General features: G+C 66.8%; 25 protein-coding genes. 7 read left to right on the top strand and 18 right to left on the bottom strand.

Annotated elements, in window-relative coordinates; translation table 11 throughout:
• Positions 1-52: 52 nt before the first annotated feature.
• From ACN2C8_RS05995 to serS, 3 genes are read right to left on the bottom strand one after another with little or no spacing between them, the layout of a single operon-like run.
• Positions 53-709: a protein-L-isoaspartate(D-aspartate) O-methyltransferase gene (locus ACN2C8_RS05995; protein ID WP_419254923.1), complete on the bottom strand. Its 657-nt coding sequence runs from the start codon at positions 707-709 to the stop codon at positions 53-55.
• Complete coding sequence (gene surE, locus ACN2C8_RS05990; protein WP_419254922.1) at positions 706-1,500, bottom strand: 5'/3'-nucleotidase SurE; 795 nt, start codon at positions 1,498-1,500, stop codon at positions 706-708. Before surE ends, ACN2C8_RS05995 begins: the two co-directional genes overlap by 4 nt.
• 5 nt (positions 1,501-1,505) lie before the next feature.
• Positions 1,506-2,801 (bottom strand): serine--tRNA ligase, encoded by a 1,296-nt coding sequence (gene serS, locus ACN2C8_RS05985; protein WP_419254921.1) that lies wholly within the window; start codon positions 2,799-2,801, stop codon positions 1,506-1,508.
• A 363-nt stretch (positions 2,802-3,164) separates the two neighbouring features.
• Between serS and ACN2C8_RS05980 the strand changes: the two genes are divergently transcribed.
• Positions 3,165-3,659 (top strand): hypothetical protein, encoded by a 495-nt coding sequence (locus tag ACN2C8_RS05980; RefSeq protein WP_419254920.1) that lies wholly within the window; start codon positions 3,165-3,167, stop codon positions 3,657-3,659.
• Between the two features lie 136 nt (positions 3,660-3,795).
• Here ACN2C8_RS05980 and tatC read toward each other — a convergent pair whose 3' ends face one another.
• The 8 genes from tatC to ACN2C8_RS05940 all read right to left on the bottom strand — a co-directional run bounded on the left by tatC (position 3,796) and on the right by ACN2C8_RS05940 (position 10,691).
• Positions 3,796-4,692: a twin-arginine translocase subunit TatC gene (tatC, locus tag ACN2C8_RS05975; RefSeq protein ID WP_419254919.1), complete on the bottom strand. Its 897-nt coding sequence runs from the start codon at positions 4,690-4,692 to the stop codon at positions 3,796-3,798.
• The gene (gene tatB, locus ACN2C8_RS05970; RefSeq protein WP_419254918.1) at positions 4,692-5,288 is read right to left on the bottom strand and encodes a Sec-independent protein translocase protein TatB; all 597 of its coding nucleotides are present in this window, start codon (positions 5,286-5,288) and stop codon (positions 4,692-4,694) included. The genes tatC and tatB overlap by 1 nt, the downstream gene beginning before the upstream one ends.
• 90 nt (positions 5,289-5,378) lie before the next feature.
• A complete protein-coding gene (gene tatA / locus ACN2C8_RS05965) occupies positions 5,379-5,594 on the bottom strand; it encodes a twin-arginine translocase TatA/TatE family subunit (RefSeq protein ID WP_419254917.1) in 216 nt (71 codons plus the stop codon).
• A 287-nt stretch (positions 5,595-5,881) separates the two neighbouring features.
• Entirely contained in the window at positions 5,882-6,544 is a 663-nt protein-coding gene (gene scpB / locus ACN2C8_RS05960; RefSeq protein WP_419254916.1) for an SMC-Scp complex subunit ScpB, read from the bottom strand.
• A 157-nt stretch (positions 6,545-6,701) separates the two neighbouring features.
• Entirely contained in the window at positions 6,702-7,526 is an 825-nt protein-coding gene (locus ACN2C8_RS05955) for a segregation and condensation protein A (RefSeq protein WP_419254915.1), read from the bottom strand.
• Positions 7,523-8,545: a beta-N-acetylhexosaminidase gene (gene nagZ / locus ACN2C8_RS05950; protein ID WP_419254914.1), complete on the bottom strand. Its 1,023-nt coding sequence runs from the start codon at positions 8,543-8,545 to the stop codon at positions 7,523-7,525. The genes ACN2C8_RS05955 and nagZ overlap by 4 nt, the downstream gene beginning before the upstream one ends.
• Positions 8,546-8,555: 10 nt before the next feature.
• Positions 8,556-9,338 carry an SPOR domain-containing protein gene (locus ACN2C8_RS05945; protein ID WP_419254913.1) on the bottom strand — a complete coding sequence of 261 codons (783 nt, stop codon included), beginning with the start codon at positions 9,336-9,338 and terminating at the stop codon, positions 8,556-8,558.
• A gap of 168 nt (positions 9,339-9,506) precedes the next feature.
• Positions 9,507-10,691, bottom strand: a complete 1,185-nt coding sequence (locus ACN2C8_RS05940) for a deoxyguanosinetriphosphate triphosphohydrolase (protein WP_419254912.1) — start codon at positions 10,689-10,691, stop codon at positions 9,507-9,509.
• An 89-nt stretch (positions 10,692-10,780) separates the two neighbouring features.
• On the opposite strand from ACN2C8_RS05940, the gene erpA reads away from it, so the two are divergent.
• Entirely contained in the window at positions 10,781-11,113 is a 333-nt protein-coding gene (gene erpA / locus ACN2C8_RS05935) for an iron-sulfur cluster insertion protein ErpA (protein WP_419254911.1), read from the top strand.
• Positions 11,114-11,116: 3 nt separating this feature from the next.
• Here erpA and ACN2C8_RS05930 read toward each other — a convergent pair whose 3' ends face one another.
• Complete coding sequence (locus tag ACN2C8_RS05930; protein WP_419254910.1) at positions 11,117-11,455, bottom strand: hypothetical protein; 339 nt, start codon at positions 11,453-11,455, stop codon at positions 11,117-11,119.
• Between the two features lie 35 nt (positions 11,456-11,490).
• Between ACN2C8_RS05930 and xth the strand changes: the two genes are divergently transcribed.
• On the top strand, positions 11,491-12,279 hold the full coding sequence (xth, locus tag ACN2C8_RS05925; protein WP_419254909.1) for an exodeoxyribonuclease III: 789 nt from the start codon (positions 11,491-11,493) through the stop codon (positions 12,277-12,279).
• Between the two features lie 55 nt (positions 12,280-12,334).
• Positions 12,335-13,192 carry a hypothetical protein gene (locus ACN2C8_RS05920; RefSeq protein WP_419254908.1) on the top strand — a complete coding sequence of 286 codons (858 nt, stop codon included), beginning with the start codon at positions 12,335-12,337 and terminating at the stop codon, positions 13,190-13,192.
• Positions 13,193-13,413: 221 nt separating this feature from the next.
• Here the strand turns inward: ACN2C8_RS05920 and ACN2C8_RS05915 are convergent, their stop codons facing one another.
• From ACN2C8_RS05915 to ACN2C8_RS05900, 4 genes are all read right to left on the bottom strand, one after another.
• A complete protein-coding gene (locus ACN2C8_RS05915; protein WP_419254907.1) occupies positions 13,414-14,028 on the bottom strand; it encodes a LysE family translocator in 615 nt (204 codons plus the stop codon).
• A 44-nt stretch (positions 14,029-14,072) separates the two neighbouring features.
• Positions 14,073-15,809 (bottom strand): dihydroxy-acid dehydratase, encoded by a 1,737-nt coding sequence (gene ilvD, locus ACN2C8_RS05910; RefSeq protein WP_419254906.1) that lies wholly within the window; start codon positions 15,807-15,809, stop codon positions 14,073-14,075.
• 185 nt (positions 15,810-15,994) lie between these two features.
• Positions 15,995-18,478, bottom strand: a complete 2,484-nt coding sequence (locus ACN2C8_RS05905) for a PAS domain S-box protein (RefSeq protein ID WP_419254905.1) — start codon at positions 18,476-18,478, stop codon at positions 15,995-15,997.
• The gene (locus tag ACN2C8_RS05900) at positions 18,450-18,824 is read right to left on the bottom strand and encodes a response regulator (protein WP_419254904.1); all 375 of its coding nucleotides are present in this window, start codon (positions 18,822-18,824) and stop codon (positions 18,450-18,452) included. The genes ACN2C8_RS05905 and ACN2C8_RS05900 overlap by 29 nt, the downstream gene beginning before the upstream one ends.
• 359 nt (positions 18,825-19,183) lie before the next feature.
• Here ACN2C8_RS05900 and ACN2C8_RS05895 point away from each other — a divergent pair, with 359 nt between their 5' ends.
• The gene (locus ACN2C8_RS05895; protein WP_419254903.1) at positions 19,184-19,477 is read left to right on the top strand and encodes an antitoxin of toxin-antitoxin stability system; all 294 of its coding nucleotides are present in this window, start codon (positions 19,184-19,186) and stop codon (positions 19,475-19,477) included.
• A 44-nt stretch (positions 19,478-19,521) separates the two neighbouring features.
• Positions 19,522-19,758, top strand: coding sequence for a type II toxin-antitoxin system RelE/ParE family toxin (locus tag ACN2C8_RS05890; protein ID WP_419262234.1), 237 nt, complete (start codon positions 19,522-19,524; stop codon positions 19,756-19,758).
• Between the two features lie 3 nt (positions 19,759-19,761).
• On the opposite strand, the gene ACN2C8_RS05885 is transcribed toward ACN2C8_RS05890, so the two are convergent.
• Positions 19,762-20,697, bottom strand: a complete 936-nt coding sequence (locus ACN2C8_RS05885; protein ID WP_419254901.1) for a Gfo/Idh/MocA family protein — start codon at positions 20,695-20,697, stop codon at positions 19,762-19,764.
• Positions 20,698-20,815: 118 nt separating this feature from the next.
• Here ACN2C8_RS05885 and ACN2C8_RS05880 point away from each other — a divergent pair, with 118 nt between their 5' ends.
• On the top strand, positions 20,816-21,847 hold the full coding sequence (locus ACN2C8_RS05880) for an NADP-dependent oxidoreductase (RefSeq protein WP_419254900.1): 1,032 nt from the start codon (positions 20,816-20,818) through the stop codon (positions 21,845-21,847).
• 150 nt (positions 21,848-21,997) lie between these two features.
• Here the strand turns inward: ACN2C8_RS05880 and ACN2C8_RS05875 are convergent, their stop codons facing one another.
• Complete coding sequence (locus ACN2C8_RS05875) at positions 21,998-22,222, bottom strand: copper-binding protein (RefSeq protein WP_419254899.1); 225 nt, start codon at positions 22,220-22,222, stop codon at positions 21,998-22,000.
• Positions 22,223-22,366 lie beyond the last annotated feature (144 nt).

Below are 22,366 nucleotides of genomic sequence, written 5' to 3'. Positions count from 1 at the left end.
ATCAATCATTAACCGCAAGGGCGCGGCGCAAGCCTCGCCCCCATTTCACGCGTCACTGGTCGCGGGCCACACCGTCGAGCAGCGGCACAAACCGCACATCGCACAGCGCCTCGACCTTGAAGCCGCCCTTGCCGTCGCCGGCATAGCGGCGAAGGCTCTGTACCGGCCCCTTCCCGATCGGCGCCACGAGGACGCCGTTGGGCTTGAGCTGGGACAGCAGTCGTTTCGGATCATCTTCAGCCGCAGCCGTGACCATAATGCGGTCAAACGGCGCCTGTTCGGCCCAACCTTCGCCGCCATCGCCAAACTTGGTGATGACATTGGTCAGGCCCAGCGTGTGAAAGCGCGCCTCAGCCTCCTTCATCAGGGTCCGATAGCGCTCGATCGTATAGACCAGCCGCGACACGTGGCTGAGGATGGTGGTCTGGTAGCCCGACCCCGTGCCGATCTCCAGCACGCGCGAGCGCGGCTCGATGGTCAGGGCCTGGGTCATCAGGCCGACGATATAGGGCTGGCTGATGGTCTGGCCGCAAGCGATCGGCAGGGCCGAATCCTCCCACGAGCGTTGCTTGAACAGATCCGGCGTGAAGAGGTCGCGCGGCGTCTTCTCGATGGCCGCCAGCACCAGGGGATCTGTGATCCCCTGGTCGCGCAGGGCCTGCATCAGACGCGGCAGGTCCGTGGTCACGGCGGCCTTGGCCTTGCTCATGCGTCCACCCGCAGCTTGGGAGGAGCGCCGCCCAGCAGGCCCTTCAGGGCGTGGACGGTCTCGTTGTGCGTCAGGTCGATGTGCAGCGGCGTCACCGAGATCTTGCCCTCATAGACAGCCTTCAGGTCGGTGCCGTCGCGGGGCTGCGAGGCGGTGGCCGTAAAGCCCATCCAGTAATAGTCGCGGCCGCGAAGGTCGGTGCGCTTGTCCCAGTGGCGCAGATGGCCGTCGCGGAAGCCCTGGCGCGTGACCTCGACCGCCGTCACCTGTTCCGGCGGCAAGGCCGGGAAGTTGACGTTCATGATCACGTCGCTGGGCCAGCCCACCTCCAGCAGCCGCTGGATGATGCCCGGCCCATAGGTTTCGGCGGTCTCCCAGTGGGCGACCACCTCGTCGTGGAAATAGTTCATGGCCTGGGACAGGGCGATGGAGCGGATGCCCAGGGCCATGCCCTCGATCGCGCCGGCCACGGTGCCCGACAGGGTGACATCCTCGGCGATGTTCTGGCCGCGATTGACGCCCGACAGCACCAGATCCGGCGCGGGGCCGTCGATCAGCTGCTGCACGGCCATCATCACGCAGTCGGTGGGCGTGCCCTCGACGGCGAAACGGCGGTCGTCGAGCCGGCGCACCCGCAACGGGTCGGCCAGGGTCAGGGCCCGGCTGGCGCCCGACTGCTCGTATTCCGGCGCGCAGATCCAGACGTCGTCGGTCAGGGCGCGGGCGATCTTCTCAAGCGCGACCAGGCCCGGGGCGTGGATGCCGTCGTCGTTGGTGAGGAGGATGCGCATGCGGCTCAGGCCTGCCCGCCGATGTAGGTGACGCCGCCCATATAGGGAACCAGCGCCTCGGGGATGGTGATGCCGCCGGTCTCGTCCTGATAGTTCTCCAGCACGGCCACCAGGGTGCGGCCGACGGCCAGGCCCGAACCGTTCAGGGTGTGGACGTACTGGGTGCCCTTCTCGCCGGCCCTGCGGAACCGGGCGTCCATGCGCCGGGCCTGGAAGTCACCGCAGTTGGAGCACGAGCTGATCTCGCGGAAGGTGTTCTGCGAGGGCAGCCAGACCTCGAGATCATAGGTCTTGCGGGCGCCGAAACCCATGTCGCCGGCGCACAACAGCATGGTGCGGAACGGCAGGTTCAGGGCCTTCAGCACCGCCTCGGCGCAACCGACCATGCGTTCGTGCTCGGCCTCGGACTGGTCGGGCGTGGTGATCGAGACCAGCTCGACCTTGTAGAACTGGTGCTGGCGGATCATGCCGCGGGTATCACGACCCGAGGCGCCGGCTTCGGACCGGAAACTGGGGGTCAGGGCCGTCATGCGCAGCGGCAGTTGCGCCTCGTCGGTGATCTGCTCGCGGATGATGTTGGTCAGTGAGACTTCGGCGGTGGGGATCAGCCAGTGCTCTCCGGTGGTGCGGAAGAGGTCTTCGGCAAACTTCGGTAGTTGCCCCGTTCCGAACAGCGCCTCGTCCTTGACCAGCAGCGGCGGGCTGACCTCGGTGTAGTCGTGCTGCACCGTCTGCAGGTCCAGCATGAACTGGCCAAGGGCCCGCTCCAGCCGGGCGATCTGGCCCTTGAGCACCACAAAGCGCGCGCCGCTCATGCGGGCGGCGGCCTCGAAGTCCATGCCGCCCAGGGCTGCGCCCAGATCAACGTGATCCTTGGGCGCGTTCAGACGGCCGGCGGGCAGCTGGGACGCGTCGCCCCAGCGGCGGACCTCGACATTGCCGGCTTCATCCTCACCGGGCGGCACGTCGGGGGCGGGAATGTTGGGCAGCGACGCCAGCAGGTCCTTCAGCCCGGTGCCGGCCTGCGCCTCCAGCACGGCCGCCTCGGCCATCAGGGCCTTGAGGGTCTCGACCTCGGCCATCAGGGCCTGGGCTTCGACCTCGTCCTTTGTGGCCTTGGCCATGCCGATGCGCTTGGAGGCCTCGTTGCGCTTGGCTTGGCTCTCCTGCAGCGCCGTCTGGGCCGCGCGCAGCTGAGCATCCAGCCGCACAGCCTCGGCGGCCGCGCCCGAGCGACCCTTGGCCGACCAGGCGGCTTCAAAGGCTTCGGGATTGTCGCGGATGGCCTTGATGTCGTGCATCGGAAAAGTGCTCGAAGACTGGCTTAGGGAAACGCCCTCTCTAAGGCGCGTCGGCTGAGGTGCCAACCTTTTCAGGGCCGCAAGGATCATGGATTCGCGAGGCGGCGCCGTGTTGTCGTGAGACGAAAACCTGCGACAACAGGTCGCACCCAGTTTTCCACACCCACAGATAGCCCGCCCTAGAGCATAGATTGAATCAAATTCCAAAACCTAGGCCGGAATGGGGTTTATCTCGAAGACAAACCTTGGATATGGAAACCTCCTAACGTCCGTTAACGTTGTTTTTGAACTTCAATTTAAGGCGGAGATGAAAAACAGAGCGCCATGTACGCAGAACCGCGTTTCCTTCCCTCAAGATACAGGATGTATACCTTGAAGAAATTTGCCGCTCTCGCCGCCCTCGTCACCGTCTCGGTCGCCTTCGCCGCCCCCGCCAGCGCCGCCAACCTGGTTCGCGTCTCGCTCGTCGGCAAGACCAGCGTCCAGATCAATGACGAGATCAAGAGCGCCGCTCAGGCCGTCTGCGCCAACGAGAAGGGCACTGCACTCGCCAGCTGCCTCGAGAACGCGACCTCTGACGCCAACCGCCAGTTGGCCGCGATCATGAAGGCTCGTCCGGGTGCCTCGAAGGCCACCACCCGTCAGGAAGCCGTGACCATCGTGCGCGTGTCGCTGAAGGGCAAGTCGACCGACCAGATCCACGCCGAGATCAAGGCCGCCGCCGAAGCCGTGTGCAAGGCCTCGACCGACTTCTCCAACCGCAACGAATATCAGGCCTGCGTCGGCGGCTCCGTCCGCGCAGCCAAGGCTCAACTGCAGGCCATGGGCGCTCAGCCCAAGCAACAGGCTTCGCTGTAAGCCCTAAGAACGGCCGGCCCTCGCAGGGTCGCTAAAGACAAGAAGCCTCCGCTCCCTTCCGGGGCGGAGGCTTTTTTGTTGTTCCCCCTACGCCGCCGTTCGGGTCGCCAGGAAGAGCGGATGTAGGGAGAGAGCGTTAGACCGCCACGATCTCGTTGCGCTTGGTCTCGTCCTTGGCCTTGCCGCGTTCGATCAGCCACACGCACCAGATGCTGATTTCGTAGAGCAGGCACATCGGGATGGCCAAGGTCAGCTGACTGATCGGATCGGGCGGGGTCAGGATGGCGGCGGCGATGAACACGCCCACGATGGCGTAGCGGCGGCCCTCGCGCAGCAGCTTGCTGGACAGGATACCAGCGAGGCCCAGCAGCGACACCACCACCGGTAGCTGGAAGCACAGCCCAAAGGCCAGCAGCAGCGAGGTCACCAGGGTCAGATAGTCGCTGACCTTGGGCAGCAGCTGGATCGAGATGCCGGCCGTCTGCACCTGCTGGCTCAGCGAGAACCACAGGACGAACGGCAGCATGATGAAATAGACCAGCGCCGCGCCCAGGAAGAACATGAACGGCGAGGCCAGCAGGAACGGCAGGAACGCGCCGCGCTCGTTCTTGTAAAGGCCCGGCGCCACGAAGCGATACAGCTGCCAGGCCAGGACCGGGAAGGTCAGGACCACGGCGCCAAAACCGGCCAGCTTCAGCTTGGTGAAGAAGAACTCCAGCGCCGCCGTATAGACCAGATCCAGAGCCTTGGTCTGGCCCATCGGAATGTCCTTGAGGCCCACCAGGGCCAGCAGCAGGTCGAACGGACCGTGCTTGCCGCCAGAGTGCTGGGCGGCCAGCAGTTGCTGGGCCACCGTGAACGGCTTGACCAGGAACAGGAAGATCTGGTCGGCAAAGGCGAAGCAGACGCCAAACCCCACGAACAGGGCCAGCACGCAGATGATCAGCCGCATGCGCAGCTCGACCAGATGCTCCAGCAACGGGGCGCGCGAGGCTTCGATCTCGTCCTCGGGTTCGTGTCCGATGGCGTCCATCACGAGACGATATCCGAGGCGGTCGAGCCGCCGGCCTTCGCGGCCTTGGTGCGCGGCGCGCGGGCGGCCTTGGGCGCTTCGACGGCGATCTCGGTCTTGGCCGCACGCTTGCGGGCGGGGGCCTTGGAGACAGCGGGTTCAATCACGGCCGGCGCCTTGGCGACGCGCGGCTTGCGGGGCTTGGCGGCGACCGGCTTGATCTCGGTCTCCGGCGGCAGGATCGACGGCTCGACCGATGCGCCATGGGGCTGGTAGCCCGCATAGGGGTGAGCCTGCACCGTTCCGCTGCTCAGACTGGCGTCGATGTCGGCGAACACCTGATCCACCCCGACGTCCTTGGCCTGATCGGCGGCGTCGCGCAGCGGCGAGGCGTACTGGCCCGAGCGCATGGCTTCGACTTCCTTGCGCAGGTCATCGAGTTCGGACTGGCGGGCCATTTCGTCGAAGCTGGCGCGGAATTCAGACGCCATGCCGCGCATCTTGCCGATGAACTGGCCAAGCTTGCGCAGCAGCATGGGGAGATCCTTCGGCCCGACCACGATCAGAGCGACCGCGGCGATGACCAGAAGTTCTGTGCCGCCGATATCAGGAAGCATGGACGCGCCTTAGAACGACGCGGACCTGGGTCCGCCGTCGCGAAGTGGAAGGGACGCGCGCAACGGGTTCGCCCGCGCGCCCGAGGGTTCTTACGACTTTTCTTTTTCGGCTTCGGTGCGCGGCAGGGCGCCCGTGGCCTTGCTGTCGGCGCTCTCGCTGCTGGAGTCGTCCTTCAGGCCGTCCTTGAACGCGCGAATGCCCTTGGCCGCGTCGCCCATGATTCCCGACAGCTTGCCTCGGCCACCGAACAGCAGGGCGATGACCCCAAGCACGATCACCCAGTGAATCCAGCTCATGCTACCCATAGCAATCATGCTCCTTGCGACAGCGGCCCATTAGCCGCTGCGGCGTGTCGTTACAATCTCTCAGGCAATATAGGCGTTCGCGAGGCGGCGAGCCAAGCCTATCCGGCTTGCCCCACTCATAACCTCCGTCATTCCCGCCCTTGTGGCGGGAACCCCTGGTTCAGCTGACACGTGAAGCACACTGGCGCGCCAGCGCGCCACACATCCGCACCTGCGGTCCATCGAGGGGTTCCCGCCACGAGGGCGGGAATGACGGGACGAAGAGAGGAAGCGCCCCTCTCCTACCTTCACCCCTTCTCCATCTCCCCGAGGAAATCCTGAGCAAATTCGGGCGCCTCGTCGCCGTCTTCCAGCGGATCCTCGTCCTCGCCGGGACGCAGGCCCAGCGGGTCGGGGACCGAGAAACCCGGCGGCAGGTTCATCTCCAGCAGGCCAGCGGCCTTCATCTCGGTGACGCCCGGCAGGTCCGACAGGGTCGCCAGCCCATAGTGCTCGAGGAAGGCGTCGGTGGTGCCGAAGGTCACCGGACGGCCTGGCGAGCGGCGGCGGCCGCGCATGCGAACAAGGCCCAGCTCCAGAAGCACGTCGATCGTGCCCCGGCTGGCCTGGACGCCGCGCACGGCCTCGATCTCGGCCCGGGTGACGGGCTGGTGATAGGCGATGATCGCCAGGGTCTCCTGGGCCGCCTTCGACAGCCGGCGCGGCTCCTCGCGTTCTTCCGTCATCAGGAAGGCCAGGTCGATTGCGGTCTGGAAGCGCCAGCGGTTGGCGACGCAGACCAGTTCGATCCCCCGGCCCTCGTAGCGGAGGCGCAGGGCCGCGATCCCGGCCTGAATGTCGGCGCCCTCCGGCAGGCGCTTGGCCAGGTCGACATCGCTCAGCGGCTCGGCGGCGGCGAACAGCAGCGCCTCGATGCAGCGCTCGGTGAACAGGGGGTCGGTCTGGGTCATGGCCACCCTATAACCGCTCTCCCCGGCGAAGGCCGGGGCCCAGATTCAGCCTGAGCGTCTGGGGATGATCCGCCTTGCGACCTTGCCAGGAATACAGGCGCCCTGGGTTCGATCTGGGCCCCGGCTTTCGCCGGGGAGAGCGGGATTTCAAAAACCTTCACGCCTCAGCTTCCAGCGGCTGCGTCCGCGCCCGCAGGTAGAGATCCGAGAACGCCTGCATCTGCCGCGCCTCCAGCACGCCTTCCTTCACCAGTTCCAGCGAGGCCGCCAGGGTCGAGGCCATGTACGAGGCCGGCGACGGGCCATCGTCTTCTTCCAGAGAGCGCTCGACGGGCGCGACGGTGGTCAGGGTGGTCCAGTCGTCCATGCGCGGCAGCAGGGTGCGCAACCGGTCGCGGGCGTCTTCCAGCGGATAGGCGGTGGGCGGACGCGGGGCGTAGTGGCGGCTGTGCTCGCGTTTGCGCTGGGTGATGTAGGCGCTCATCAGACTGTAGAGATCGCCCTCCAGCCGGGTCGACGAGACGATCTTCACGGCTTCGGGATCGCCGCGCATGAACACCTCGCGCTTCAGCAGCGGGCGCGCCTTGAGGGCTTCGACGGCCTGGCGCATGACGTCCAGCTTGGCGAGACGAAAGGCCAGTTGCGCGGCCATCTCCTCGGCCGGCGGCTCCTCGCCCTTGGTGCGTTCAGGCTTGGGCAGCAGCAGGCGCGATTTCAGATAGGCCAGCCAGGCGGCCATCACCAGATAATCGGCGGCCAGGGAAAACCGCACCCGGCGGGCCTGCTGAACGAAGGCCAGATACTGCTCGGCCAGCTTGGTGATCGACAGCTGCAGCAGGTCGACCTTCTGGCGGCGCGCCAGCTCCAGCAGCACGTGCAGCGGGCCTTCATAGCCGTCGATGTCGATGACCAGCGCCGCGCCGTCTTCAGCCGCCGCATCGGCGGCCTCGAAGTCGAGCGTGGGCTGGAAGTCCGTTGTCACGCAAAGCGTCCATTGAAGGCGGCGTCGAACCGGGCCCGGGCCTCGGCAACGTCCAGCGGCTCGACCACCTTGACCAGCCGGCTCATCACCGCCTGCGAGCGGCGGCGGGCTTCTTTCGACAGGCCACCGACGCCGGACATCACGGCCTTCATCTCGTCCATGTCGCCATTGCAGTGCAGGACCACATCGCAGCCGGCCGACAGACTGTCCTTGGCCCGCTGCCTGAAGTCGCCCGACAGGGCCTTCATCGACAGATCATCGCTCATCAGAAGTCCGTCGAAGCCCAGGGATTCGCGGATGATTTTCTTGATGGCCTTTTTCGACGTGGTGGCCGGGCGCTTGCGGTCGATGGCCGTGTAGACGACGTGGGCGGTCATCGCCATCGGCATGTCGGACAGCACGCGGAACGGCGCAAAATCGCGGGCGTCCAGTTCGGCCAGCTCGGCGTTCACGACCGGCAGCTCCAGATGGCTGTCGCTCATGGCGCGGCCGTGGCCGGGAATGTGCTTGATGATCGGCAGCACCCCGCCGGCCAACAGGCCCTCGGCGGCGGCGCGGCCAAGCGTGGCCACCTGCTCGGGGGTGTCGCCATAGGCCCGATCGCCGATGATCTCGTGACCCAGCGGGTCGGGCACGTCCAGAACCGGCACGCAGTCGACATTGACGCCGATGGCCCGCAGGTCATGGGCGATCAGGCGCGCGCCCAGGCGGGTGATCTCGCGGGCGACCAGCGGGTCGTTGGCCACCAGTTCGCCATAGGCGCGGCCGGGCGGATAGGTCTTCCAGTGCGGCGGCTGCAGGCGGGCGACGCGGCCGCCCTCCTGGTCGATCAGGATGGGCGCATCGGGCCGGCCGATCGTGTCGCGCAGGGCGGCGGTCAGGGCGCGCACCTGCTCGGGATCGGCGATGTTGCGCTTGAACAGGATGAAGCCCCAGGGCTTCACATCCCGGAAGAAGGCGACTTCTTCGGCCGACAGGGTGGTCCCGGCGCAGCCGAGGATCGCGGCGGAGGTGCTCAAGCGCTGGTTCCTACTTCACGAAGCAGGACTTGCCCGCGGCCGAGATCGCCTCGCAGAACGCCTTGGCGGACTCGCGGCTGGAAAAGCCCGTCACCGAGGTGCGGTAGAGCGTCGTGCCGTTCTTGTCGATCGCCTCGACCTTCTTGCCCTTGCCGGCGGCCAGGCCGGGGGCAAGGCGGGCGGCGTCGTTCCAGGCCCTGTCGGCCAGGGCGGGCGAAGACAGGGCGCCGATCTGCACCATGGCCGCGCCGCTGGCCGAGGCGACCGGCTTGGGCGCGGCGGTTGTAGCGGCCACCTTCGGCTTGGCGGCGACGGGCTTGGGCGCGGGCGCGATGGCGGCGGTGGCCAAGGCCTCAATGGTCGGGGCGGGAGCCGGGGCCGGGGCAGGCTTGGCGGCCGCAGGCAAGGCGGCGGTCGTGATCGGCTTGGCCTCGACCGGCGTGGTCGGACGCGGCAGCGGGGCCTCCGGCTGGGCGGCATAGGTCGGCGAAGGCTGGTTTTCCTCGTTCTTGTAGATCTGCAGGCCAGCGGCCGGATCGGCCGGCTGGCTGCCGGCCGGTGGCGCGGTCTTCATCTCGGCGACCTGCGAGCCGACCGTGCGGGGCGGCTCATTGGGACCGCGAACGCCGCCGCGATAGATCATCACCACCGCCACCACGAGCGTCATCAGCACCACGGCGCTGATGATCAGGGTCATGGGCAGCGGGCGGGAACCGCGCACCGGCTGACGCGCATCGAACGACAGCGGCGCATCGGTCGGCGGCGTATAGGCGCCGCGGTGGGGATCGGACATCGCGATAAGGCTCCAGACTACAACGCACGCGGCTCGGGCCGCCGAATCACACGTGCGCGAACATAGTTTACCGAAGGGACAGGCCAGCCATAACCGCCTGCGCCATCACAGTGGCAAGGAAACGCCTTTCGCTCCCCAAAAAGCGTAGAGCGCGCGCGTCGCCGGACCCTAGTTCCAGACGTCGAGCTGGAACAGCTTCCTGTGTTCCTCGATGGCGAAGCGGTCGGTCATGCCTGCGATATAGTCGCAGACCACCCGCGCGCGCCCGGCCTCGTCGCGGTTCTGCGACTTCTCGAACCAGACCGACGGCAGGACGTCCGGCTCGGCCAGAAACAAGGTGAACATCTCGGCCAGAATGCGACGCGCCTGGCTGCGGGTGCGATTGACGCGCCAGTGGCGGTACATGCGGGCATGCAGGAACTGGCGCAGCCGGGCCAGGTCCTCGGCCATGTCCGGCGAGAAGGCGACCAGGGCGTGGTCCAGCGCCCTCACCGCGTCGGCGCTCTGGACGCCGGTGGCGGCGGCGCGCTGCAGGGTCTCGCCCATCACATCGTCGACCATGGCCCCGATCATGCGGCGCACGGCCTCCAGGCGGGTCAGACGGGCGTCCAGATCCGGACGTTCGCTCTTCACGGCAAACAGGATCGGCCCAATCAGCGGCACGTCAAGCAGTTCGTCCAGGCCAAACAGGCCCGCTTCCACGCCATCATCGACGTCGTGGTTGTTGTAGGCGATGTCGTCGGCCAGGGCCGCGACCTGGGCCTCGGCCGACGCCCAGGTACCCAGGCCCAGATTGTATTCGTTGTCGTATTTGGAGATGGCCTTCCAGGACGGCTTGCCCAGCTTCTCGGTCACCGGGCCATTGTGCTTGATGATGCCTTCCAGGGTTTCCCAGGTCAGGTTCAGGCCCAGGAAGTCGGGATAGCGGTGCTCCAGCTCGGTCACCACCCGGAAGGTCTGGACGTTGTGATCGAAGCCGCCATACGGCTTCATCTTGTCCTGCAGCTCGTCCTCGCCGGCGTGTCCGAACGGCGGGTGGCCGATGTCGTGACCCAGGGCGATGGTCTCGGCCAGGTCGGAGTCCAGCCCCAGGGCCGTGGCCAGCGAGCGCGCCACCTGCGCCACTTCCAGCGAATGGGTCAGGCGGGTGCGGAAATTGTCGCCCTCGTGCGCCACGAAGACCTGGGTCTTTTCCTTCAGCCGGCGAAAGGCCGAGGTGTGGATGATCCGGTCGCGATCGCGGGCGAAGGGCGTGCGGGTGCGGCTCTCGTCTTCCTTGAACCGGCGCCCGCGCGACTTGGCCGGATCCTCGGCATAGGGAGCGCGCGCGACAAGGTAGGGAAAAGACGTCATGAACCGCTCTTGGACCGTATCGGGATTTTCACCCCTTCCGTTGGGGCGTTGATATCCTCATATAGGTCAAGGATGAGTTTTCCACAGCCATGACCGACACAACCGTAACGCTTTCCCCCAACGCCGCGCGTCGCATTCACGCCATCGGACAGGCCGAGGGACGTCCCATCATGCTGCGCGTCGCCGTGGATGGCGGCGGATGCTCGGGCTTCCAGTATCGCTTCGACCTGGTCGAGGCGGCTCAGGACGACGACCTGAAGATCGAGCGCGACGGCGCCTCGGCCCTGGTCGACGTGATCTCGATGGCCTTGCTGAAGGGTTCGGAGATCGATTTCGTCGACGAACTGGCCGGCGCGGAGTTCAAGGTGCGCAATCCCAACGCCAAGTCCAGCTGCGGCTGCGGCGTCAGCTTCTCGATCTAGGCCCTAGCTCGGCACGAACTGCAGAACGGTCAGGGTCAGCGCGCCCCAGGCCGCCGGCGCGGCCATGGCCGCCCAGGCCTCGGTGTGCCTGCCCTTGCGCCACTGCATCCAGCCGACCAGCGGGGCCAGCATGCAGACGGCCCAGAACAGGGCGCCCAGCACGAAGCCCAGCCACGCCACCGGGTTTCGCAGATTGCCCGGGCCATCAAAGACAAGCGGCGCGAACACCGCCAGAATGGCCCCGATCACCGCCGCCAGCCCCCAGACAAGCGAAACCAGGATCAGCAGCGCCTGCTGTCCCTTGTCTGAAATCTTGAAGCCCGGCTTGAGCGTGGTCGTCATGAGCCCTAGCCTCCTCGCGCCTCTCGGAGCCGTCAATGCGTATCGCCACCTGGAACGTGAATTCTGTGAATGCTCGCCTCGAAGGGGTGCTGGCCTGGTTCGAAGCGGAGGCTCCGGACGTCGCCGTGCTGCAGGAAATCAAGTGCATCGACGAGAAATTTCCGACGGAAGCCTTTGAAAGGCTTGGCTATAATGTCGCCGTCCACGGCCAGAAGACCTATAATGGCGTCGCCCTGCTGTCGAAATTCCCGCTAGAGGACGTCCGGCGCGGCCTGCCCTTCCTGAGCGACGACGAAACCGACGAGCAGGCCCGCTATATCGAGGCCGTGATCGCCGCGCCCACGCCGGTGCGGGTCTGCGGCATCTATCTGCCCAACGGCAACCCGCTGGGCACCGAGAAGTTCGACTACAAGCTGGCGTGGATGCGCCGACTGCACAGCCACGCCAAGACCCTGCTGGCGCTGGAGGAGCCCCTGGTCATCCTGGGCGACTACAACGTCATTCCCGAGGCCGAAGACGTCGCCAATCCCGACGCCTGGGCCGGCGACGCCCTGTTCCAGCCCGAAAGCCGGGCCGCCTTCCGGGCCCTGAAGAACCTGGGCTTTTCCGACGCCTATATGCAGGTCGACGGCGCGCCGGGCGGCTACACCTTCTGGGACTATCAGGCCGGCGCCTGGCCGCGAAACCTGGGGATCCGCATCGACCACCTGCTGCTGTCGCCCCAGGCCAGCGACCGGCTGGTCAATGTGGTCATCCATCGCGACGAGCGCGACAAGGAAAAGCCATCGGACCACGTCCCGGTGGTGGCCGAGCTGAGCCTGTAGCCGCGGCTCTCTGCCCCCTGTCGCGAATCCGGAACTCTCGTTAGCCTTGGCCCCCATGAGCGAACTTGCCCGCCTTCTGCTGTTTGTCGCCATCGCCGGTTCGGCGGTGACGTTCATGGGCAGCGCGGCCATCTGGTTCATGGACGACGACCGGCGTATCCGCCGGGCCCTGCGCCATGTGCTGAAGGGCGATCCCGAGGTGGTGATCCTGGCGCATGGCCGGGGTCGAGGCGCGGGCTTTGCGTTCAAGACCGGTCTGGCCGCCGTGGCCTGGGACAGCGGTGCCTGGTGCCTGATCTATCGCATCGACGAGGTGATGGGCGCCGAACTGCTGGTGGACGGTCAGGTTGTGGGTCGGGTGTTCCGGGGCGAGAACCGCCGCGCGGTCGATCAGGTCGCGCCGCAGTCGGTGCATACCGTCACCCTGCGCCTGGTGTTCGACGATCCGCGCCATCCCGACTTCGACCTGGATCTGTGGATCCCGGGCGACGAGCAGCGCCGACAAAGCCGCTCGCCCGCCGACGCCATGCAGGAAGCCAACCGCTGGCTGGCCCGCTGTGAGGCCATCGTGCGCCGTCCGCAGGCTCCGCGGCCTTCGCCACGACCAGCGGCCGTCGCGCCGGCTCCGCCCGAGCCGCCTCAGCCTCAGCCTCAGCCTCAGCCTCAGCGACCGCAGCCAAGGTCCGAGTCCGAGCCCGAGCCGCAAAAGCGCGCGCCGCCGCCGCCCCTGCTCGCCGCCGCCGCCGCCGCCAATTTCGATGATGAAGACGACGAGCCCAGCTTCGATCTGGACGAGCCGCCGTGGGAAATCGATCCCTCGCCGCCCCTGACGCCGAGCTACAAGCCGGTCTCGAAAGCCAAGCGCGAACCCAAGGCGGATCAAGGCGACCTGCCGTTCGATCTGGACGACTAATACCAACGGCCATTGATCCTGACCTCAGAGGGTCCAAATCTGAAAATATGCCGTCACCCTGGGACTTGTTCCCGGGGCCCATGGGTCAGCGTCCTCGTAAGGGTTCTATTCTGCGCCGCACCTGCGGCTGCACAATGGGCCCCGGGAACAAGTCCCGGGGTGACGAGGATATAGAGCGCGAGGCGTCGAGCTCAGCAGCGCTTGGTATAACCGAGCCGCCCTCAGCCGCGCCGCCGGGTCTCCCAGGCCATCCACACCGCCACCACCGCGAGGGCCACGCCCAGTCCGCGCGAGATCCAGACCTGGCTGCGCGCCCGGTCCAGAACGCTTGCCGCGCGGTCGGCGCCCAGCACGATGGCACCGTGAATGCCGATGCTGACGACCACATGGATCGTCCCCAGGATCAGCGCCTGGGTGGTGGGCGGCGCATGATCGCTCTTGATGAAGCTGGGCAGCAGGGTGACGTAGAACAGCGCCGCCTTGGGATTGAGCAGGTTGGCGACCATGCCGCGTCGGAACAGCACCCAGCGGGCGGGGGTCAGGGCGTCGGCGGTCTCAAGGGCGCTGGCCGAGCGCCAGGCGTCCCAGGCCATCCACAGCAGGTAGGCCACGCCCGACCAGCGCAGCAGCTCATAGAGCGGGCGATAGAGCCGGAAGACCTCGGTGAGGCCAAACACCGCCGCCAGCATGTAGACCGACAGGCCACAGGTGACGCCCGCCACCGCCATCAGGCCGGCGCGCCGACCGTGGGCCGCCGCCAGCGCCGCCAGATAGGCCATGTTGGGCCCAGGCGTCAGCTCGATCAGGATGACCGCGACCAGAAAGGGCGCGATCATCCCCGGATCAACGGGCCAGGCCGTGTGGGACAAGCCCCGGCCCTCTAGAGGTCGGCGTAGATGTGGGTCTCGCCGTCAGCGCCTGGATGGGTGGTCGCGCCCAGGTGGGCCGGGCCCACCAGCTGGGCGAACTTCCAGATGGCGCCGCTGTTATAGTTGGTCTTGCGCGGCGACCAGGCAGCCTTGCGGCGCGCCATCTCCTCGGGCGCGACTTCCAGGTCGATGGTGCCGGCGTCGGCGTCGATGGTGATGATATCGCCGTCCTGCACCAGGGCGATCGGACCGCCGGCTTGGGCTTCGGGACCGATGTGGCCGATGCACAGGCCGCGCGTGCCGCCCGAGAAGCGGCCGTCGGTGACCAGGGCCACCTTGTCGCCGCGCCCCTGCCCCGCCAGCGCCGCCGTGGTCGACAGCATTTCGCGCATGCCCGGGCCGCCCTTGGGCCCTTCATAGCGGATGACCAAGACGTCGCCGTCCTGATAGTCGCCGGCCGCCACGGCGTCGAAACAGGCGTCTTCGCCCTCGAAGCAGCGGGCCGGGCCGCGATGGCTGCGGTGCGAGGTCATGCCCGCCACCTTGACGATCGCGCCGTCCGGAGCCAGCGAGCCCCACAGGCCCACGACGCCGCCAGTCGGCGACAGGGGATTGGAGACCGGGCGGATCACCACCTGGTCGTCACGCCATTTCACGTCCTTGAGGTTCTCGGCCATCGTCTTGCCGGTCACCGTCATGCAGTCGCCGTGGATATGGCCGCCTTCCAGCAGGGTCTTGAGCAGCACCGGCATGCCGCCGGCCTCGCCCATGTCCTTGGCCACGAACTGCCCACCCGGCTTCAGGTCGGCCAGATAGGGCGTGCGCAGGAAGATCTCGGCGACGTCGCGCAGGGTGAACGAGATGCCACACTCGTGGGCCATGGCCGGCAGGTGCAGGCCGCCATTGGTCGAGCCGCCGGTGGCGGCGACGACGACGGCGGCGTTCTCGAACGCCTTGCGGGTGCAGATGTCGCGCGGACGCAGATTGCTCTCGATCAGCCGCATGACCGCCTCGCCCGAGGCCACGGCATATTCGTCGCGGCTGAGATAGGGCGCGGGCAGCGAGGCCGACAGCGGCAGGGCCAGGCCGATGGCTTCCGACACGCAGGCCATGGTGTTGGCGGTGAACTGCCCGCCGCAGGCGCCGTCCGACGGACAGGCATGGGTTTCCAGGTCGCACAGGTCTTCCAGCGTCATCTTGCCGGCCGAATGCATGCCGACGCCTTCGAACACGTCGACCACGGTGACATCCTTGCCTTGCCAGCGGCCAGGCAGGATCGAACCGCCGTACAGGAACACCGACGGCACGTTCAGGCGCAGCATGGCCATCATCATGCCCGGCAGGCTCTTGTCGCAGCCGGCCACGCCAACCAGGGCGTCATAGCCGTGGCCGCGCATGGTCAGCTCGACCGAGTCGGCGATGCAGTCGCGGCTGACCAGCGAGGAGCGCATGCCCTCGTGGCCCATGGCGATGCCGTCGGTGACGGTGATGGTGCAGAACTCGCGCGGGGTGCCGCCGGCCGCCTTGACGCCCTTGGACACCGCGTGGGCCTGGCGCATCAGGGCGGTGTTGCAGGGCGCCGCCTCGTTCCAGCAAGAGGCTACCCCGACGAACGGCTGGGCGATCTCGCGGGTGCCAAGACCCATGGCATAATAATAGGAGCGGTGCGGAGCCCGGGCCGGACCCTCGGTCACGTGCCGGCTCGGCAGTTTGGACTTGTCCCAGCTTCCGTCAGGTTTCCTGGTCATGGCGCACGCCCTTGCGAATTGGAGGGGTGTCCTTACCGCCGCCAGACCGGGCGCGAAAGGCCTCAGCGAGGATTATTCCTCCATTGAAACGGGCCAAGCCGTTCATTCCTTGCCTCAACCCCGCGGATACGCCCCCGTACGAGGCATGTTTCAGGCTGGACCGGGCCAGCGCGGCGCGCCGCCGATCAAACGGCCGACGGCGTGGCCTCGAGACGGTCCAGACAGGCGGACAACGCCGACACCCACCGGAGCGAGGCTTCGACATCGCTCAGTCCGGCTGCGCCTTCCAGACCGGCCCCGATGTCTGTGATGGTCTGGAATCCAAACGCTCCGCCAGACCCCCGCAGATTGTGCCCGAGAAGGGTCACGGTCTCGAAGTCCAGCCTGTCCAGGGCAGAGCCCAGATCGATCACATTCTGCCGGCAGTTGCGCAGATAGGCGGGGGTTCGCTCGGCCAGTTTCCGCGCCGCGGGCGTGGTCCTGGCATCGGAGGCGCCGGCCCCGACGGCGGGCGCCTTGCCGGTGGCATATTCCTGGATCGCCTGCAGCAGGACGTCCTGCTTGATGGGCTTGGTCAGATAGGCCGTGCAACCGGCCGCGATACAGGTTTCCCGATCGCCCTTCAGGGCCGAGGCCGTCAGGGCGATGATGGGCGCGGGAGGGCGGTTATTGGCCGCCTCCCAGGCGCGAATGGTGCGCGTGGCCGTGAGGCCGTCCATGACCGGCATCTGGCGATCCATCAGCACCAGGTCGTAGGGGTTGGCCTCGAACATGGCGCAGGCGATCGCGCCGGTCTCGGCCACATCGACGCGATGCGGCGTGTCCGCCAGATAGGCCAGGGCGATTGTGCGATTGTCCGGCGAGTCCTCGGCCAGCAGGATCCGCAGCGCGGGCTGGGGGGTATCGGTCCCCGCGCCCTGGGGTGTCAGCTTGGGGCGATCGGCGTCGTCCCAGCGGGCGAACGGCACGGTGAAGCCAAAACAGCTGCCGACCTCGATCTGGCTTTCGACCCAGATCCGCCCGCCCATCAGCTCGACCAGCTGTTTGGAGATGGTCAGGCCCAGCCCTGAGCCGCCAAACCGGCGGGTCGTCGAGGAGTCGGCCTGGGTGAAGCGTTCGAACACCTGCCGCAACTTGTCGTCTGGAATACCGATGCCGGTGTCCACCACCGTGAAGCGCAGGTCGTTGGGATTGGATCCGTCCCGCTCCGTCTCCACCGTCAGAGACACGCGCCCGGTCAGGGTGAACTTGATGGCGTTGCCCAGCAGGTTGAGCAGCACCTGCCGCAACCGGGCCGGGTCGCCGATCAGGTCGTTGCCCACGTCCGGGGCGATCGTCCAGACCAGGGACAGCCCCTTCTGGTAGGCCCGCGGCGCGACCATCTCGATCACCTTCTCCAGATGATCATTCAGGGAGAAGCCTGTCCGCTCCAGGTCCAGCTGCGAGGCCTCGACCTTTGACAGGTCGAGGATGTCGTTGATCAGGTTGAGCAGATTGTCGCCCGAGCGCCGGAAGATCTGGACGTACTTGTCCTGCTCGGGCGTCAGCTCGGTCTTGGCCAGCAGGTCGGCGATCCCCATGATCGAGTTCATCGGGGTGCGGATTTCGTGGCTCATGCTGGCCAGGAAGTCGGACTTGGTGCGGCTGGCGCTCTCGGCATCGGCCTTGGCCTGTTGCAGCTCCGCCTCGACCCGCTTGCGCTCGGTGACATCGCGGGCCGCAGCGAACACGCCCTGCAGCGTTCGCTTGCGGTCATAGAAGGTGGTGGCGTTGTAGGAGACGACCGTTTGCTTGCCGTCGCGGGCGCGGGCGGTCAGCTCATAGTCGGTGACCGATTTCTCGCTCAGCACCCGCTTGATGCCAGCCTCTGCGCGGTCCGGATCGGTGAAGCAGTCCTTGAACGGCGCGCCGATCAGCTCGTCGCGGGTGCAGCCGGTCAGGGCCTCCATCTGCTTGTTGACGTCGGTGATGATGCCGGAGGGGTCGGTGGTCATCAGGGCGTCGATGTTGGATTCGATCAGCGAGCGCGTATAGAATTGCTGGTCGCGAAGCCGCTGGTCGGACTTCTTCTGCTCCTCCTCCACCAGCTTGCGCGCGGTGTTGTCGGTGCCGATCAGCAGGTAGCCGATGATGGTGCCCGACGCGTCGCGCAGCGCCGTCACCGACACCACGGCCGGAAACCGGGTCCCGTCCTTGCGGATATAGGTCAACTCATAGATGTCCTCGATGCCGCGTGAGGCCTTGAACACCAGGGCCTCGAAGCCCGGCGTGATCGGGGTGGCCAGCTCGGCGCTGAGGGCCTGGGCCCGGGCGATCAGCTCCTGAGGATCGGAAATGTCGGCGGGGGTGATCGTGTTCATCACCTCGGCGGCCGTGTAGCCCAGCATCCGCTCGGCCCCGACATTGAAGATCTGGATCACCCCCCGCGCGTCAGTGGCGATGCTGGAGAAGTTGGCGCTGTTGAAGATGGCGCTCTGCAGGGCGCCGGCCGCGACGATCGATTCCTCGGTCTGGCGGTGCGCCGCGCCTTCCTCGCCCTGGATGGCGGCCTCGCTGGCGGCGCGGCCCGCTTTGGAAATGGGGATGGGGCTTCCTAACTCAAACTGGACGAGGACGGTCGGCGGCGCGCCGCGCGCGGACCTAGGGGTTTGGCGTATCGAGCAGCGCACGCAGCGACAGACCAAGGCCCTCGGGGGAGTAAGGCTTCTGGAGGAACTGGCCGCCGTTCACGAACAGACCCGCCATCTCATCGTCGAACGGCGTGCCCGAGGTGTAGAGAACCCGCAGGTCCGGCCGGATCCTGACCGCCTGGTTGGCGACGTCGTAGCCGCCCTGGGCCAGGGCCCGCAGGCGTATGTCGACAAACAGCGCGTCGATCGACCCCGAGGCCGAAAGGTGCTCCAGCGCTTCGGTCAGATCACTGGCCATGAGGGGTTTGTGACCCATGTCCTCCAAGGCCCACTCCGCAGCCTGAAGGACGAAAACCTCGTCCTCGACAATGAGGATCGTCGCCATCAGGACGCCCGACGGCGGTGGCGCGGCGATAGGCGTAGCATGCGGAGCACCCTCTGACGCCGTCCTGATGGACCCTCGGCGCAAGGGCAGAACGCCCCTCCGCCGACAAGGTTCCACGCCATGAGATTTGTTTTCGCCGCCTCGCGACGCGTGTCAGCCCCCCGCCGCCTGCTCCACCGCGCGCGCTCAGCCTGCCCTGTATCCTCCGCCGGGGGACCGCTAACCACCCCCATCGCGCACAGTGATTGGCAATGGTTCCCGCTTCTCGATCAGCGACTGCAACGAGGCAGAGCGCGCCCACTCCCGCCAGGTCACAAAATCGTATAAACGTTGTACGAACCCACTCTCGGAAAAGCCTGATGTCCAAGGACGCCGTTTTCACCCTGAAGCTTGAAGGCCAGCTTCGCGACGCCTTCGTCGCTGAAGCCGAGGCCAGCCATCGCCCCGCATCTCAGATCGTTCGGGAACTAATGCGCGATTACGTCGAACGCCAGCGCGAGGCGCGGCTCCAGGATGAGTTTCTGCGTCGCAAGGTGGAGATCGCCCGGGCAGAGCGCCTGACCGGCCAAAGCGTCTCCGACGAGGACATCGAGACCGAGTTCGCCGCGCGGCGCGCTGAATTGCTCAGAAAGGCGGACGAGGCCGCTGCGTGAAGGTCCGGTGGACGGGGTCGGCCAGACTTGACCGTCTCGACATCATGAACCGCATCGCCGCCGACAGCCCTCAGGCCGCAGTTCGGATGGATGTTCTGTTTACAGAAGCTGCGGAAACCCTGGCGACTTTCCCGCACAAGGGGCGCGTTGGAAAGATCGCTGGCACGCGAGAGTTGATCCCCCACGAAAGCTACCGGCTGGTCTATGAGATCGCGGAAGACGGGGTATGGGTGCTGGCTTTGGTCCTTACATCCCGACAGTGGCCAGCCGAACGACCCTGAACCTTAGCCCCCCGCCGCCTGCTCCACCGCGAGGGCAAGGTCCAGCGCCCGGGCCGCTTCCACGCCCGTCACCACAGGTCGCGGGCTCTCACCGCGCACGGCCGCCAGGAAACCGGCCACGCTCTGCCCCAGCGGGTCCTTGCCGGCCGGGGTCTCGGTGAAGTCCTCGATCAGCGGGAACGGCGTGGTGTTGCGGAAGGTGCGGGCCAGGAAGTCGATCTCGACCTCGCCGGAGGGGTAGACGACCTTCATGGTCCGCTCGCGGGCCTCTGCAACGCGCGAGCTGTCGAATACGGCGGTGAAGCCGTTCTCGAACATGGCTTCCACCTTCACCCAGTCGAGCGACTCCGAGCGGGTGATGGCCCCCTCGCCGTCCACGGTCATCGGCTGGGCTTCGCACAGGGCCAGGGCCAGGTCGATGTCGTGGATCATCAGGTCCAGCACCACCGAGACGTCCAGATTGCGGTCCGACGGCGTGCCCCGGCGCACGGCTTCCAGGCGCAGCGGCTGCTCGGGGATGTCCAGCAGGCCCATGGCCTGGAACACCACCCGCTCCTGGTGGCCGCAGGCCAGCGGCACGCCGGCCTTGAGCGCCGCAGCGACCAGGGCGTCGGCGTCCTCGGGCGCGACCGCCAGGGGCTTTTCGCAATAGACCGGCTTGCCAGCCTTCAGCGCCGCCAGCGCCGCCCGGGCGTGGTGAACAGCCGGCGTGGCGACCGTGACCACATCGACCGCAGCCAGGAAGGCATCCATGTCGTCATAGCCGGTCGCGCCCAGAGGCTCGGCCAAAGCCTTGGCCCTCGTGAGATCGATGTCGAAGACGGCGACCAGCTCGACGCCGGGCAGCTCGACATACTTCTTGGCGTGATAGCCGCCGAACACGCCGGCGCCGACGACGCCAGCTTTAAGGACGGAAGCTTTCAGGATCGGTTGGGTCATGCCCGCTGTCTAAACCGCTTCGCCCTCGCCCGGAAGCACTGGAGCCGCGCGACACGACGCGCTAAACAAGCGTTTAAATTTGAAACGCACCACCAGAAACGCACAGGGAGAACACCCAATGACCGTCTCGCGCGAAATCCGCCTCAAGAGCCGCCCGGTAGGCGTTCCCGCCAAGTCCGACTTCGAACTGGCCTCGGTCGAGCTGGCCGCGCCAGGCCCCGGCGAGGTGCAGATCAAGAACCTGTGGATGTCGGTCGACCCCTATATGCGCGGCCGCATGTATGACCGCGCCAGCTATGTGCCGCCGTTCGAGCTGGGCAAGGCCCTGCAGGGCGGCGCGATCGGCGAAGTGACGGTCTCCAACGATCCCGACTTCGCCGTGGGCGACATTGTCAGTTCGATGTTCGGCTGGCGCGAGGCGTTCAACATCTCGCCCGCCGCCGTCAGGGCGGCCGGTGGCGCGATGGGCGCCTTGACCAAGGTCGAGACCCACGGCCTGCCGCCGCAGACGTTCCTGGGCGCGCTGGGCATGACCGGCATGACCGCCTATGCGGGGCTGTTGCGCGTTGCGGCCCTGAAGGACGGCGATGTGGTGTTCGTCTCGGCCGCCGCCGGCGCCGTGGGCTCCATCGTCTGCCAGATCGCCAAGCTAAAGGGCAACGTCGTGATCGGCTCGGCCGGCGGCCCTGAAAAGGCGGCGTTCCTCAAGTCGATCGGCGTCGATCACGTGATCGACTACAAGGCCACGCCCGACGTGGTCGCCGAACTGGCCAAGGTCGCGCCCAAGGGCATCGACGTCTATTTCGAGAACGTCGGCGGCGTGCATCTGGAAGCCGCGATCAATTCGGCCCGCCCGTTTGCCCGAATGGCCCTTTGCGGGATGATCTCGCAATACAACGAGACCGGAACGCCGACCGGCCCGTCCAACATCATCCAGGCGGTAGGCAAGAGCCTGCGACTGGAGGGCTTCATCGTCTCCAATCACTATGATCTCTATCCGGCCTTCGCCAAGGACATGGCCGAGTGGATCAAGGCCGGAAAGATCACCTGGAAAGAGACCGTCGAAGACGGCGTCGAGCACGCGCCTGACGCCTTCATCAAACTCTTCGCCGGCGAGAACATGGGCAAGATGCTCGTCAAGCTGAGCTAGCTCGGCCTGATGCTCCCCCCTCTCGGGGGGAGCTGTCGCGGAGCGACTGAGGGGGCAGCGCCGGCATAGACGGGCTTGGCGCCATCTGGACCAAGCGCCTGCGCTTGCCCCCTCCGACCCTTCGGGCCACCTCCCCCAAGAGGGGAGGATCTACCGCCCCTTCAGCTCCGAAAGCTCCAGCGCCCCGCCGGTCTTGCGGAACGTGAATGCCACCCGCGCCCCCGGCGTCAGGGGCGCATTGGCCAGCACATCGCCATGGCCGGTGAAATCGTTGCGCCCGGCGGCCAGGCCGGCCGAGCTCGCGCCGTCGTGATCGATCGTGAGACTCAGGCCGTTCACGGCCGAAATCACGCCCGTCGAGTCGTGCTCCGGCAAGGTTTCCGACGCCTGCGCGGCCGTTTTGGGCGACTTGGCAGGGGTCGCACTCAGAGGCCCGGGGCCGCAGGCTGCGACCAAAAGCAGCCCGCAAAGCGGCAATAAAATCCTTATAATCATAGGCTTGTGCCAATTCCCCATTTT

This window comes from Caulobacter sp. ErkDOM-C, assembly GCF_048541825.1.
GTDB lineage: Bacteria > Pseudomonadota > Alphaproteobacteria > Caulobacterales > Caulobacteraceae > Caulobacter.
Note: the sequence above shows the minus strand (reverse complement) of the source record. Positions and strands in the feature narration are given on the sequence as shown.

Bases quoted from the DNA above. Each gene is read 5' to 3' on its own strand.
- ACN2C8_RS05995 (WP_419254923.1), bottom strand. From the start codon at position 709: ATGAGCAAGGCCAAGGCCGCCGTGACCACGGACCTGCCGCGTCTGATG.
- surE (WP_419254922.1), bottom strand. From the start codon at position 1,500: ATGCGCATCCTCCTCACCAACGACGACGGCATCCACGCCCCGGGCCTG.
- serS (WP_419254921.1), bottom strand. From the start codon at position 2,801: ATGCACGACATCAAGGCCATCCGCGACAATCCCGAAGCCTTTGAAGCC.
- ACN2C8_RS05980 (WP_419254920.1), top strand. From the start codon at position 3,165: ATGTATACCTTGAAGAAATTTGCCGCTCTCGCCGCCCTCGTCACCGTC.
- tatC (WP_419254919.1), bottom strand. From the start codon at position 4,692: ATGGACGCCATCGGACACGAACCCGAGGACGAGATCGAAGCCTCGCGC.
- tatB (WP_419254918.1), bottom strand. From the start codon at position 5,288: ATGCTTCCTGATATCGGCGGCACAGAACTTCTGGTCATCGCCGCGGTC.
- tatA (WP_419254917.1), bottom strand. From the start codon at position 5,594: ATGGGTAGCATGAGCTGGATTCACTGGGTGATCGTGCTTGGGGTCATC.
- scpB (WP_419254916.1), bottom strand. From the start codon at position 6,544: ATGACCCAGACCGACCCCCTGTTCACCGAGCGCTGCATCGAGGCGCTG.
- ACN2C8_RS05945 (WP_419254913.1), bottom strand. From the start codon at position 9,338: ATGTCCGATCCCCACCGCGGCGCCTATACGCCGCCGACCGATGCGCCG.
- ACN2C8_RS05940 (WP_419254912.1), bottom strand. From the start codon at position 10,691: ATGACGTCTTTTCCCTACCTTGTCGCGCGCGCTCCCTATGCCGAGGAT.
- erpA (WP_419254911.1), top strand. From the start codon at position 10,781: ATGACCGACACAACCGTAACGCTTTCCCCCAACGCCGCGCGTCGCATT.
- ACN2C8_RS05930 (WP_419254910.1), bottom strand. From the start codon at position 11,455: ATGACGACCACGCTCAAGCCGGGCTTCAAGATTTCAGACAAGGGACAG.
- xth (WP_419254909.1), top strand. From the start codon at position 11,491: ATGCGTATCGCCACCTGGAACGTGAATTCTGTGAATGCTCGCCTCGAA.
- ACN2C8_RS05920 (WP_419254908.1), top strand. From the start codon at position 12,335: ATGAGCGAACTTGCCCGCCTTCTGCTGTTTGTCGCCATCGCCGGTTCG.
- ACN2C8_RS05915 (WP_419254907.1), bottom strand. From the start codon at position 14,028: ATGATCGCGCCCTTTCTGGTCGCGGTCATCCTGATCGAGCTGACGCCT.
- ilvD (WP_419254906.1), bottom strand. From the start codon at position 15,809: ATGACCAGGAAACCTGACGGAAGCTGGGACAAGTCCAAACTGCCGAGC.
- ACN2C8_RS05900 (WP_419254904.1), bottom strand. From the start codon at position 18,824: ATGGCGACGATCCTCATTGTCGAGGACGAGGTTTTCGTCCTTCAGGCT.
- ACN2C8_RS05895 (WP_419254903.1), top strand. From the start codon at position 19,184: ATGTCCAAGGACGCCGTTTTCACCCTGAAGCTTGAAGGCCAGCTTCGC.
- ACN2C8_RS05890 (WP_419262234.1), top strand. From the start codon at position 19,522: ATGAACCGCATCGCCGCCGACAGCCCTCAGGCCGCAGTTCGGATGGAT.
- ACN2C8_RS05885 (WP_419254901.1), bottom strand. From the start codon at position 20,697: ATGACCCAACCGATCCTGAAAGCTTCCGTCCTTAAAGCTGGCGTCGTC.
- ACN2C8_RS05880 (WP_419254900.1), top strand. From the start codon at position 20,816: ATGACCGTCTCGCGCGAAATCCGCCTCAAGAGCCGCCCGGTAGGCGTT.